Source organism: Bradyrhizobium sp. A11 (assembly GCF_042077125.1).
Classification (GTDB): domain Bacteria; phylum Pseudomonadota; class Alphaproteobacteria; order Rhizobiales; family Xanthobacteraceae; genus Bradyrhizobium; species Bradyrhizobium japonicum_B.
On the sequence record NZ_CP149509.1, the window covers coordinates 2009444 to 2021622 of the forward strand.

Consider the following 12179-nt stretch of genomic DNA (forward strand, 5'->3'; position numbering starts at 1 on the left):
TGGATACGGAAACAGATCGTGGGCACGGCGCAAACGCGCCTTTGCCCACCCTACGGCACCGAGGCTAATTCACCCGCCGGTCCTTGCCCGCCCAGTACGGCTCGCGCAATTGCCGCCGCAGAATCTTGCCTGAGGGATTCCTCGGCAGCGCCGGCAGGAACTCGACGCTCTTCGGAGTCTTGTAGCCGGCGATGCGCGTCCGGGTGAAGTTGATGATGTCGGTGGCGGTCGCTTGCTTGCCGGGCTTCATCACCACGACCGCCTTCACCGCCTCGCCCCATTTGTCGTCGGGCACGCCGATCACGGCGGCTTCGGCGACATCAGGGTGATCGCACAGCGCGCTCTCGACCTCGGCCGGGTAGATGTTCTCGCCGCCGGAGATGATCATGTCCTTGATGCGATCATGGATGTAGAGATAGCCGTTCTCGTCCATGTAGCCGGCGTCCCCCGTGCGCAGCCAGCCGTCGCTGCGCAGCGTCGCGGCGGTGGCCTCCGGCAGGTTCCAGTAGCCGGCCATGTTGGAGCCTGAGCGCGTCGCGATCTCGCCGACCTGGCGCGGCGGCAGGGGCTTGCCGTCCACGTCCAGGATCGCGATCTCGACGCCCGGCAGCGCTTTGCCGGCCGAGCGCATCCGCTCCAGTCCCTCGACGTGATCCTCCGGCGGCAGCGCGACGATGGTGCCCGTCGTCTCCGTCATCCCGTACAGCTGCACGAAGCCGCATTTGAAGACCTCGATGCATTCCTTCAGCAGCGCCGCGGGAATCGGCGAAGCTCCATACAGCATGTATTTCAGCCTGGAGAAATCAACCGTCCTGGCGCGAGGCTGCCGCACCACGAACTGCATCGCCGCCGGCACCATGAACAGTTTCGTGATGCCGCTGTGCTCGAAGAAGTCCAAAACCTTGGTCGGATCGAACTCGCGTGCGATCACGCCGCGGGCGCCGTGATAGAGCCCCATCACGCCCCAGCCGGAGCCGCCGATGTGGAACACCGGCATCGCCACCAGCGAGACGTCATCGTGCGACCACCGGTTCCACTCCGGCTTGTCCTCGGCGTTGCCGGATTGCACCAGATTGAGGAAGTTGGCGTGGCTCAGCATCGCGCCCTTCGGCTTGCCTGTCGTGCCCGACGTGTAGAGCTGGATCGCGATGTCTTTTGGGTCGATCGGCAGCTTCGGATCGTCGCCGCTCTGCGCATCGCGCCAAGGAGTGAAGTCCTGCCATTCCGGTGCGCCGCCCTCGGTGGTGATGATGGTGCGCACGCCGGGAATCTGGTCCCTGATCTGGCGGACGAGCGTGATGAACTCCGGTCCCACGAACAGCACCGGCGCCTTGCAATCTTCGACGATGAAGGCGACCTCGGGCCCGGCGAGCCGCCAGTTCACCGGCGCCATCACGACGCCGGCCTTCATCGCGCCCATCAGCAGCTCGAAATAGAGGTCGCTGTTCTTGCCGAGATAGGCGATGCGGTCGCCGCGTCTCACGCCCATCGCAATCAGGGCGTTGGCGACCTTGTTGGTCTTGATATCGAATTCGGCAAAGCTGGTGAGGCGGCCTTCGAATTCGTAGGCGATCGCGTTGCCGCGGCTCCTGCCGCGCTCGCGCACCATGTCGGCGAGGTTCGCCAATGGCTGAGTGGACATGTTTCTCCCGTGATGTCTTGTTCTTATGCGGGGAGTGTGAAGTCATCCGCGGGTGAAGACAAGATGGGCGGAGCGCAGTTGTGGCTTCGTGTCCCGGACGCGGCGCAGCACGAAAGTGATGCGCCGCTGAGCCGGGACCCAGCATGCAGCGAGATGGGCCCTGGCTCTGCAGCGCACCACGCCGCAAGTGCGGCGCGCTGCGCTGCGTCCCGGGCACAAGAGCATCACCCCCGCTTGGCGCGGTCCTTCTCGTTCTGCGCCATGATGCTCTCGCGGGCGGTCTTCCAGTCGTCGTCGCTCCAGTCGCGGAGCTGGTAGAAATTACCGCCCATCGCGAGCGCCTGGGCGCCGTCCATCGCGATGGTCTCGCCGTTGATCCAGTCGCAGCCGCCGGAGATCAGGAATACGGCAAGGTTCTGCAATTCCTCCATGGTGCCGACGCGGCCCATCGGGTTCAACGCCTTGGTGCGCGCGCCGGCCTCGTCGCCGGGCTTGATGCGCTTGCTCATGCCCTCGGTCGGGATCTCGCCTGGTGCGATGGTGTTGAGGCGGATGCCGTAGCGGCCCCATTCGGTGGCGAGCGACATCGTCATGGCGTGGATCGCCGATTTGCTCATTGCCGACGGCACCACGTAAGGCGAGCCGTTGCGCACCCAGGTCACGGTGATCGAGACGACGTTGCCGGGTTGCTTGTCCGCGATCCAGCGCTTGCCGACCGCGTGGGTCACGTAGAACGTGCCGTGCATGACGATGTTGGCGATCGCGTCGAAGCCGCGCGGCGACAGCTCCTCGGTGCGCGAGATGAAATTGCCGGCGGCGTTGTTGATGAGGTCGGTGAGACCACCGTCGCGAAAGATGTTCTCCACCATCTCGTCGACCGCGAGCGCGTTGCGGATATCGACGCCGTGGCTGGTGACGCGGCCGCCGTACTCGGCCATCAGCTCGGTCGCGGTCTCGTCGCACACGATCTTGCGCCGGCCGCAGATGTGCACCTCGGCGCCGAGCTGGAGGAAGCGCGCCGCCATCGACTTGCCGAGACCGGTGCCGCCACCGGTCACGAGAATGCGCCGGCCGGCGAGAAGATTTTCCTTGAACATGGCTGTTTCCCCCGTAGGGATTGTCAGTTAATTGGTCGATTGACTAAATCCGGCTGCCAGCGTCCTGTAAAGCGGCAACCGGTCAAGAACAGGGGAGAATTCGTCCATGGAAGAGCGCGTCTCGATCTCGATCTCGGAAGGCGTCGCCGACGTGCGCCTGGTGCGCGCCGACAAGATGAACGCGCTGGATCAGGCCATGTTCGAGGCGCTCGTCGCCGCAACCGAGCGGCTTTCGAAGGAGAAAGGCCTGCGCGCCGTCGTGCTCTCCGGCGAGGGCCGCGCCTTCTGCGCCGGGCTCGACATGGGGCGTTTTGCCGCCATGAAGGAGAAGGGCGGCAACGGAATTCCGGGTGGCGAAAATCGCGATCTCACCAAGCGCACGCACGGCCAGGCGAACTTTGCGCAACAGGCGGTGTGGGGCTGGCGCCAGCTTCCCGTGCCTGTGATCGCGGCCGTGCACGGCGTTGCCTTCGGCGGCGGCTTCCAGCTCTCGCTTGGCGCCGACATGCGCTTTCTGTCGGCGGATGCACGGATGTCGATCATGGAGATCAAATGGGGCCTGGTGCCCGACATGGCGGGCACGCCGATCCTGGCGAGCCTCGTGCGCGACGACATCCTGCGCGATCTCACCTATACCGGCCGCATCTTCTCCGCGCAGGAGGCGATGACATACGGCCTCGCCACGCGCATCTGCGATGATCCGCGCGCGACAGCGCTCGAGGCCGCGCGCGAGATCGCGGGAAAAAGCCCCGACGCGATCCGCGCCGCCAAGCGGATGCTGAACAATCTGTCGGTCGATCCGGGTCCGGCGCTGCTCGCCGAGTCTGTCGAGCAGCAGAAGCTGATCGGCAGCCCGAACCAGACCGAAGCGGTCCGCGCCAACATCGAGAAGCGCGCGCCGAAATTTGCGGATTGACAATATCTCCGTCGTGGCCGGGCGTGTCCCGGCCATCCACGTTCTTGTCCAGGGCGCCAAAGAGAGAACGTGGATCACCGGGACAAGCCCGGTGATGACGACTCACTAACTCCGTCGCAAACCAACAAAGCAAAACAACAATGAGCGAAACGTCTGACTTCCTCGGCATCGTCTCCGGCGACCGCCGACGCACCCACACGGAGATTGCCGCCCGCGCCGATCGCATCGCCTCCGGCCTCGCCAAGCTCGGCGTCCGTCCGGGCGATTGCGTCTGCATGCTGATGCGCAACGACATCGCGTTCCTGGAGGCTGCCTACGCCGCGATGCGCCTCGGTGCCTATGGCGTGCCGATCAACTGGCACTTCAAGCCGGAGGAGATCAACTACATCCTGAACGACACCGGCACGTCCGTCCTGATCGGACATGCCGACATGCTGCATGCCCTGCGCGATGCGATTCCTGCGGGCGTCACCGTGCTCAGCGTGCCGACCCCGCCGGAGGTCCTGTCCAGCTACAAGATCGATCCCGATCATCTGAGGACGCCGGACTTCGCGATCGATTTCGAATCCTGGCTCGCGCAGCACCAGCCCTATGACGGCCCGATCGTGCCGCAGCCGATGAACATGATCTACACGTCAGGCACCACAGGCCATCCCAAGGGTGTCCGCCGCAACGCGCCGACGCCGGAGCAGCAGGCGGCCGGCGAGCGCATGCGGGCGATGATCTACGGGCTCAAGCCCGGCGCCCGTGCGCTGCTGCCGGGCCCGCTTTATCATTCCGCGCCGAACTCGTTCGGCATCCGCGCCGGCAAGCTCGGCGGCGTGCTCGTGCTGATGCCGCGCTTCGATCCTGAGGAATTCCTCGCGCAGATCGAACGCTTTGAGGTCGACACCATCTTCATGGTGCCGACCATGTTCATCCGCCTGATGAAGCTGCCGGAAACGGTGCGCAGAAGGTACGACGTCTCCTCGCTGCGCCACGTCATCCACGCCGCCGCGCCATGCCCGGCCGACGTCAAGCGCGCCATGATCGAATGGTGGGGGCCGGTGATCTACGAGTTCTACGGCTCGACCGAATCCAGCGCCGTCACCTTTGCGACCTCGGAGGATGCGCTGAAGAAGCCCGGCACCGTCGGCAGGATCTCGCCGGGCGCCGAGCTGCGCTTCCTCGGTGAGGACGGCCGCGTGCTCGGCACGGGCGAGATCGGCGAGATCTACTCCCGCATGGCCGAGCTGGCCGATTTCACCTACCACAACAAGCCGGAGAAGCGCGCCGAGATCGACCGCGACGGCTTCATCACCTCGGGCGATGTCGGCTATATCGACGAGGACGGCTACGTCTTCATCTGTGACCGCAAGCGCGACATGGTGATCTCGGGCGGCGTCAACATCTATCCGGCCGAGATCGAATCCGTGCTGCATGCCGTTCCGGGCGTGCACGATTGCGCCGTGTTCGGCATCCCCGATGCCGAGTTCGGCGAGGCGCTGATGGCCGTGGTCGAGCCGCAAGCCGGCGTCACGCTCGAGGCCGCCGATGTCCGCGCCGCGCTGAAGGCGCATCTGGCCGACTACAAGGTGCCCAAGCACATCGAGATCCGCACCGGCCTGCCGCGTGAAGATTCCGGCAAGATCTTCAAGCGCCGCCTGCGCGATCCCTATTGGGAGCAGGCGGGCCGGAAGATCTGAGGCGGTGCCGTAGGGTGGGCAAAGCGTCCGCCGCAGCTCGAAGAGCGAAGGCGGAGGCGTGCCCACCAAATTCGCCTACGGAGACAGATCGTGGGCACGGCGCAAACGCGGCCTTTGCCCACCCTACGGGACAACGAATGGGGAAACATTTGCCATGACCGACGCCGCCAACGAAGTCCTCTACACAATCGCCGACCACATCGCGACCATCACGCTCAACGCGCCGGAGCGCATGAACACCATCTCCGGCCCGATGCTGAACGATCTGGCGCGGCTGCTGACCGAAGCCAACGAGGACAAGAACGTCCGGGTCGTGATCCTCACCGGCAAGGGTAGGGCGTTCTGCGCCGGGCTTGACCTCCGCAAGGAGCGGGACGGCAACGGCCTCAGCGCCGCGTCCTCGCCGACCACGATCAACCTCCGCAACACCCCGCCGACGGTGTTACAAGCGATGGACAAGCCGACCATCTGCGCCGTCAACGGCGGCGCGGCCGGCTACGGCATGGACACCGCGCTCGGCTGCGATATCCGCATCATGGCGGAATCGTCGAAGCTCGCAGCCGCCTTCGTCAAGCGCGGCGTGGTGCCGGAATCCGGCGGCACCTGGCTGCTGCCACGCATGCTCGGCTGGGCCAAGGCCTCCGAGCTGATCTTCACCGGCCGTACGCTAAGCGCCCGCGAGTGCCTGGAATGGGGGCTTGCCAACGAGGTCGTGCCGGATGCCGAGCTGATGAATCGCGCCATGGCTGTCGCGCGCGAGATCGCCGCCAACGCGCCGCTCGCGGTGCAAGCCTCGAAGCGCATGATGCGGATGGGCCTGAACGAGAACTTCTCCGACCACGTCCACCACGTCTATCTCCAGCTCCTGCCGCTGTTCAAAACGCAGGACATGGCCGAAGGCATGAAGGCGTTCATGGAGAAGCGCGAGCCGAAATTCGAAGGACGGTAGCCGGTTGTGCCACGGGGGCATCATAGCAGAGACAGATTTCGATCCTATATAAGCGGGACCACTGACCCTGGATCATGCCATGACCCCCGTTTCCATGCTCCTCAACATCCTCTGGATCCTGATCGGCGGCGCCTGGATGGCGTTCGGCTGGGTGGTGGCCGCGGTCATCATGGCCATCACCATCGTCGGGCTGCCCTGGGCGCGGGCGGCGTTCAACATCGCCGTCTACACGCTGCTACCGTTCGGCTCGCGGGCAGTCAACCGCTACGACGTCACCGGCGTCGAGGATATCGGCACCGGTCCGCTCGGGGTGATCGGCAATATCATCTGGTTCGTCCTCGCCGGCTGGTGGCTGGCTCTCGGCCACGTCCTGACGGCCTTGGTGCTCGCAATCACCATCATCGGCATCCCCTTCGCCTGGGCGCACCTCAAGCTCGCCGGCATCGCGCTGTGGCCAATCGGCAAGGTGATCGTGCCGGCCTGAGGCGCGCGCGAGCGGCGTAACTCCCTTCGCCGCCGAGACCAATCCTTGTGCCCCGGACGCAGTGCAGCGCTTCTTCAGCGATGCGCTGCAGAGCCGGGGCCCATATTGCAGCAATGCGCTTGTGGCTCCTGGGTCCGGCTCTGCGCAGCAGCGTTGCACGCTGCAGCGCGTCCGGGACGCGCGACGCGACCGTGTGCACCGCCACCAACTTCATCTTGCGCTGCGGTAGAAAAATATCGCACACTCGGCTGTGCCGGGCATCCACGCGAGCTCGAACCAAGGAGCGAGCCATGTCCCTCCAGACCGTATCATCCGACGGCACCGATCGCGCCAACCGCCCTGACGACGTCCAGGTCACGGAAGCCGAGGCGCGGCTGCGGGACGACATCCGCCTGCTCGGGCGCATCCTCGGCGACACCGTGCGCGACCAGGAGGGCGCCGACTTGTTCGATCTGGTCGAGCGCATCCGCCAGACCTCGATCCGGTTTCACCGCGACGAGGACCGGCTCGCCCGCCGCGAGCTCGAGCAGATCCTCGACAGCATGTCGACGTCGGAAACGGTGCGCATCGTCCGCGCCTTCAGCTATTTCTCCCACCTCGCCAATATCGCCGAGGACCAGAATAACATCCGCCAGATGCGTGCCCGCAGCGCCAATGGCGGCGGCTCCGGCGTGCTGGCGGAAACGCTCGCCCACGCCAAGGCGGCGGGTATCAGCGCCGACGGCTTGCGCGACTTTTTCAAGACCGCCCTGGTCAGCCCAGTGTTGACCGCGCATCCGACCGAGGTACGCCGCAAGAGCACCATGGACCGCGAGATGGAGGTCGCGCACCTGCTCGACCGCCGCGAGCGCGTGGCGCTGACCGCGGAGGAGGCGGAAGCCAGCGACGAGCAGCTTCGCCGCGAGGTGCTGACGCTGTGGCAGACCAATCTCTTGCGCCGGACCAAGCTCACCGTGCTCGATGAGGTCGCCAACGGCCTATCGTTCTACGACTACACCTTCCTGCGCGAGGTGCCGCGGCTGATCAACGCGCTGGAAGACCGGCTGGAGCAGGGCGGCGAGCAGGCCGCCGGCGAGCTCGCCTCGTTCCTGCGCATGGGCAGCTGGATCGGGGGCGACCGCGACGGCAATCCCTTCGTCACCGCCGACGTGATGCGCGGCACGCTGCGGCTGCAGTCGAGCCGGGTGATGCAGTTCTACCTGGAAGAGCTGCATGTGCTCGGCTCGGAATTGTCGATCGCGGCGCATCTGGCCGACGTCTCGGAGGAGCTGCGTAACCTCGCCGAGCGCTCGCCGGACACCTCGCCGCACCGGAGCGGCGAGCCTTATCGCCTGGCAGTCTCGGGCATCTATGCGCGCCTGACCGCGACGGCCGAGAAGCTCGAGGTCGAGATCACCCGCCGGCCGGTCGGCAAGGGTGCGCCTTACACCAGCGTCAAGGAGCTGCAGGCCGATCTCGACGTGCTGCACCGCTCGCTGATCTCCAACAACGCCCGTGTCATCGCCCGCGGCCGGCTGCGGCTGCTCCGGCGTGCGGTGGATTGCTTCGGCTTCCACCTCGCCCGGCTCGACATCCGCCAGAACTCGGCGGTGCACGAGCGCACCATCGCCGAGCTGATGGACGCCGCCAACCCCGGCATGTCCTATCTCGCGCTCGGCGAGGATGCGCGCATCTCGCTGCTGACGAACGAGTTGCGCTCGACGCGCGCGCTGGTCTCGCCGTTCGTCAAGTACAGCGACGAGACCATGGGCGAGCTCAACGTGTTCCATGCCGCCGCGGAGGCGCACGCGAAGTTCGGCTCGGACGCGATTCCGCAATGCATCATCTCGATGTGCAAGGGCATGTCGGACATGCTGGAGGTGGCGGTGCTCTTGAAGGAGGTCGGCCTCGTCCATCCCTCCGGCCGCAGCGCCATCAACATCGTGCCGCTGTTCGAGACCATCGAGGACCTGCAGGCCTCGTCCGGCATCATGGACCGCATGCTGTCGCTGCACGATTACCGGCGTCTCGTCGACAGCCGCGGCAGCGTACAGGAGGTCATGCTCGGCTATTCGGACTCGAACAAGGACGGCGGCTTCGTCACCTCGGGCTGGGAGCTCTACAAGGCCGAGATCAATCTCGTCGAAGTGTTCGAGCGCCATCACGTGCGCTTACGCCTGTTTCACGGCCGCGGCGGCTCTGTGGGGCGCGGCGGCGGGCCGAGCTACGACGCCATCATCGCGCAGCCCGGCGGCGCGGTGAACGGCCAGATCCGCATCACCGAGCAGGGCGAGATCATCTCGTCGAAATATTCCAACGCGGAAGTAGGCCGCAACAACCTGGAGATCCTCGCCGCGGCGACGCTGGAAGCGAGCCTGCTGCATCCGCGCCGGAGCGCGCCGCGCCGCGAATACCTGACTGCGATGGACGAGTTGTCGAACCTCGCCTTCAAGGCCTATCGCGGCCTCGTCTACGAGACCGAGGGCTTCGTCGATTACTTCTGGTCATCGACGGTCATCAACGAGATCGCGACGCTGAACATCGGCAGCCGCCCGGCCTCGCGCAAGAAGACCCGGGCGATCGAGGATCTGCGCGCCATTCCCTGGGTGTTCTCCTGGGCGCAATGCCGGCTGATGCTGCCGGGCTGGTACGGCTTTGGCAGCGCGGTCGAGCAGTGGATCGCCGAGCACCCCGACAAGGGCATGCCGTTCCTGAAAGAGCTCTACCGGGAATGGCCGTTCTTTCGGATGCTGCTGTCGAACATGGACATGGTGCTGGCGAAGAGCTCGATCGCGATCGCCTCGCGCTATGCCGAGCTCGTGCCCGACGAAGCGCTGCGGGAAAAGATCTTCGGCCGCATCCGCCGCGAATGGCACGCCTCGATCGAGGGCCTGCTCGATATCATGGGTCAGGACCGGCTGCTGCAGGGCAATCCGCTCTTGGAGCGCTCCGTGCGCCACCGCTTCCCCTATCTCGACCCTCTCAACCACGTGCAGGTCGAGCTCTTGAAAGAGCACCGCGCGCAGAACCCGGACGAGCAGGTGCTGCGCGGGATTCAGCTGACGATCAACGGGATTTCGGCGGGGTTGCGAAATACGGGGTAGGCGACGCCGTCGCCACATCCTCAGTCGTCATGGCCGGGCTTGTCCCGGCCATCCACGTCTTACCCCGCAGCACCAAGAACGTGGATGCCCGGGACAAGCCCGGGCATGACGAGGAACTGCGCATGACGTCAACAGAAATGCGCGCCCTGCGTCTCCACATAGACCGCATAGAGCGATTGGCTCGCGGTCATGAACAGGCGGTTGCGCTTCTTGCCGCCGAAGCAGACGTTGGCACAGGTCTCCGGCAACAGGATCTGTCCGATCCGCGCCCCGTCGCTCGGTGCGAACACCTGCACGCCGTCGTAGCCGGGACCGACCCAGCCGGCGCCGACCCAGATGTTGCCCTCGGTGTCGACGCGCAGGCCGTCGGGGAAGCCGGACTTGCCGTCGAGCGTCATGTCGATCAGCTTCTTCGGGTTCGATAGCTTCGCCCCGTCGATGTCGTAGGACCACACCACGTTCTTGGCTTCGGGGTAATGGGTGACGCCGGTGTCGCAGACATAGAGCTTCTTGTAATCGTGGCTGAAGGCGATGCCGTTCGGCTTGAACGGCTCGTCTGCGACCTTCGCGACCTGCCCGGTCTGGGTGTCCAGCCGATACACGGCTTCCTTCTGATGCGGCTGCGGCGAGCCTGTCTTGGCAAGCTTGCCTTCATAGATGCTGATCGCGCCATAGCCGGGATCGGTGAACCAGATCGCCTTGTCGTTGGGATGCACGACCATGTCGTTCGGCCCATTGAGCGGCTTGCCATTGGCCTGCTCCGCCAGCGTCGTCAACGAGCCGTCATGCTCAAAGCGGACGAGGCGGGTGCGCTCGGCGGTGAGCTGACGCCCCTCGGTATCGAACGAGTTGCCGTTCGACTCGTTCGAGGGCTTGCGGAACTGCTCGGAGATGTGGCCGTCGTCATCGAGATAACGGAGTTGCCGGTTGGCGGGGATGTCGCTCCAGACCAGATATTGTCCCTGTGCGTTCCATGCCGGCCCCTCCGCCCACAGGCAGCCGGTGTAGAGCCGCTTGATCGCGGTGTTGCCGACCTTGGCCTTGAAGCGCTTGGGGTCGATCACGACGATGTCGGGGTCGGGATAGCGCTGCGGCTCGGCACTGGCGCCGAAGTCGCGGGCATCGGCCTGTGATGCCAGGACGGTCGAGGTGGCGAGTGCCGCCGCGCCCTTGAGGAGCGTGCGGCGGCCAAGGCCGCCGCCGACAGTCGTGTCGTCGGAGTTGGTCAGGATTCTTGTCATGGTTTCCTCCCAAAGTTCGTTGGAAGGCCATCATCCGCCCGTATTCGGGCGTAAACCGGGGCGATCTCTGGTTAAGACAACCAGAGATCGCAGGGCAGGGATGCCGGAAATGCGGCTCGACGAAACCCCTTACACCGGATCCCAGGTGAAGATGTCGGCGGAGCGGTCGAGCTTGTAGAACGAGCCCTTCAGCGCCGGCATGCCGTGCTCGGCGATCGATTGCGGCGTCCAGCCTTCGCTCCGCTGCACCGAGCGGATCGGACGGTTCTGGCTGAACAGGAAGATCTCGTTCATGCGCACGCCGAAGATCTGCCCGGTGACGTCCTTGGCGGAATCGCCGAGCAGATAGCCGCAGAGCGGGGCGATCTTCTCCGGGCCCATCTGCTTGATCTTCTCGACCCGCGCCTTCTCGGCCTCGGTTTCGGTGGGGATGGTTCCGATCATGCGGGTCCAGGCGAACGGCGAGACGCAGTTGGAGCGGACGTTGAAGCGTCCCATGTCGAGTGCGATCGACTTCGAAAGACCGACGATGCCGAGCTTGGCGGCCGCGTAATTGGCTTGTCCAAAGTTGCCGATCAGTCCCGAGGTCGAGGTGAAGTGCACGAAGGAGCCCGACTCCTGCTCGCGGAAGATCCGCGCCGCGGCGTGGCTGACATAGAACGAGCCCATCAGATGCACCTTGATGACGGCCTCGAACGCCTCCACGCTCATCTTGTGGAAGATCATGTCGCGCAGGATGCCGGCATTGTTGACGACGCCGTCGAGCCGGCCGAAATGATCGGTCGCGGTCTTCACGATCTTGCTGGCCGGAATTGCTTCCGCGACGCTCTCGAAGTTCGCAACGGCCGTGCCGCCGCGCTTCTTGATCTCCTCGACCACCTCCTCGGCGGGCGCCGCGTTCGAGCCGGCGCCGTCGGACGCTCCGCCGGGGTCGTTAACCACGACCTTGGCGCCTTCGCCGGCGCACAGCAGCGCGATCTCGCGCCCGATGCCGCGGCCTGCGCCGGTGACGATGATGACCTTGTCCTGCAGTGATTTGCTCATGTGGTGTCTCCGCTATGCGTTCCAAATTCCGCCGTCAT

The 12179-nt window shown here is 65.3% G+C and carries 9 protein-coding genes; 5 read left to right on the top strand and 4 right to left on the bottom strand.

Annotated features, from left to right (window positions below; translation table 11 throughout):
* Nucleotides 1-64: 64 nt before the first annotated feature.
* Together WI560_RS09335 and WI560_RS09340 are read right to left on the bottom strand one after the other, a co-directional pair.
* Nucleotides 65-1642 (bottom strand): fatty acid--CoA ligase, encoded by a 1578-nt coding sequence (locus tag WI560_RS09335; protein ID WP_375307756.1) that lies wholly within the window; start codon nt 1640-1642, stop codon nt 65-67.
* A gap of 224 nt (nt 1643-1866) precedes the next feature.
* The gene (locus tag WI560_RS09340; RefSeq protein ID WP_375307757.1) at nt 1867-2739 is read right to left on the bottom strand and encodes an SDR family oxidoreductase; all 873 of its coding nucleotides are present in this window, start codon (nt 2737-2739) and stop codon (nt 1867-1869) included.
* A 106-nt stretch (nt 2740-2845) separates the two neighbouring features.
* On the opposite strand from WI560_RS09340, the gene WI560_RS09345 reads away from it, so the two are divergent.
* From WI560_RS09345 to ppc, 5 genes are all read left to right on the top strand, one after another.
* Nucleotides 2846-3655, top strand: coding sequence for a crotonase/enoyl-CoA hydratase family protein (locus tag WI560_RS09345; protein ID WP_375307758.1), 810 nt, complete (start codon nt 2846-2848; stop codon nt 3653-3655).
* A gap of 140 nt (nt 3656-3795) precedes the next feature.
* On the top strand, nt 3796-5340 hold the full coding sequence (locus WI560_RS09350) for an acyl-CoA synthetase (RefSeq protein ID WP_375307759.1): 1545 nt from the start codon (nt 3796-3798) through the stop codon (nt 5338-5340).
* A 154-nt stretch (nt 5341-5494) separates the two neighbouring features.
* A complete protein-coding gene (locus tag WI560_RS09355) occupies nt 5495-6289 on the top strand; it encodes an enoyl-CoA hydratase/isomerase family protein (RefSeq protein WP_375307760.1) in 795 nt (264 codons plus the stop codon).
* Between the two features lie 79 nt (nt 6290-6368).
* Nucleotides 6369-6773 (top strand): YccF domain-containing protein, encoded by a 405-nt coding sequence (locus tag WI560_RS09360; RefSeq protein WP_375307761.1) that lies wholly within the window; start codon nt 6369-6371, stop codon nt 6771-6773.
* A 290-nt stretch (nt 6774-7063) separates the two neighbouring features.
* Nucleotides 7064-9856: a phosphoenolpyruvate carboxylase gene (gene ppc, locus WI560_RS09365; protein ID WP_375307762.1), complete on the top strand. Its 2793-nt coding sequence runs from the start codon at nt 7064-7066 to the stop codon at nt 9854-9856.
* Nucleotides 9857-9984: 128 nt separating this feature from the next.
* On the opposite strand, the gene WI560_RS09370 is transcribed toward ppc, so the two are convergent.
* Nucleotides 9985-11097 (bottom strand): SMP-30/gluconolactonase/LRE family protein, encoded by a 1113-nt coding sequence (locus tag WI560_RS09370; protein ID WP_375307763.1) that lies wholly within the window; start codon nt 11095-11097, stop codon nt 9985-9987.
* Nucleotides 11098-11226: 129 nt separating this feature from the next.
* The gene (locus tag WI560_RS09375) at nt 11227-12141 is read right to left on the bottom strand and encodes an SDR family NAD(P)-dependent oxidoreductase (RefSeq protein ID WP_194407049.1); all 915 of its coding nucleotides are present in this window, start codon (nt 12139-12141) and stop codon (nt 11227-11229) included.
* Nucleotides 12142-12179 lie beyond the last annotated feature (38 nt).

Excerpts from the sequence above, each read along its gene's own strand:
- WI560_RS09335 (WP_375307756.1), bottom strand. The coding sequence starts at position 1,642 with ATGTCCACTCAGCCATTGGCGAACCTCGCCGACATGGTGCGCGAGCGC.
- WI560_RS09340 (WP_375307757.1), bottom strand. The coding sequence starts at position 2,739 with ATGTTCAAGGAAAATCTTCTCGCCGGCCGGCGCATTCTCGTGACCGGT.
- WI560_RS09345 (WP_375307758.1), top strand. The coding sequence starts at position 2,846 with ATGGAAGAGCGCGTCTCGATCTCGATCTCGGAAGGCGTCGCCGACGTG.
- WI560_RS09350 (WP_375307759.1), top strand. The coding sequence starts at position 3,796 with ATGAGCGAAACGTCTGACTTCCTCGGCATCGTCTCCGGCGACCGCCGA.
- WI560_RS09355 (WP_375307760.1), top strand. The coding sequence starts at position 5,495 with ATGACCGACGCCGCCAACGAAGTCCTCTACACAATCGCCGACCACATC.
- WI560_RS09360 (WP_375307761.1), top strand. The coding sequence starts at position 6,369 with ATGACCCCCGTTTCCATGCTCCTCAACATCCTCTGGATCCTGATCGGC.
- ppc (WP_375307762.1), top strand. The coding sequence starts at position 7,064 with ATGTCCCTCCAGACCGTATCATCCGACGGCACCGATCGCGCCAACCGC.
- WI560_RS09370 (WP_375307763.1), bottom strand. The coding sequence starts at position 11,097 with ATGACAAGAATCCTGACCAACTCCGACGACACGACTGTCGGCGGCGGC.
- WI560_RS09375 (WP_194407049.1), bottom strand. The coding sequence starts at position 12,141 with ATGAGCAAATCACTGCAGGACAAGGTCATCATCGTCACCGGCGCAGGC.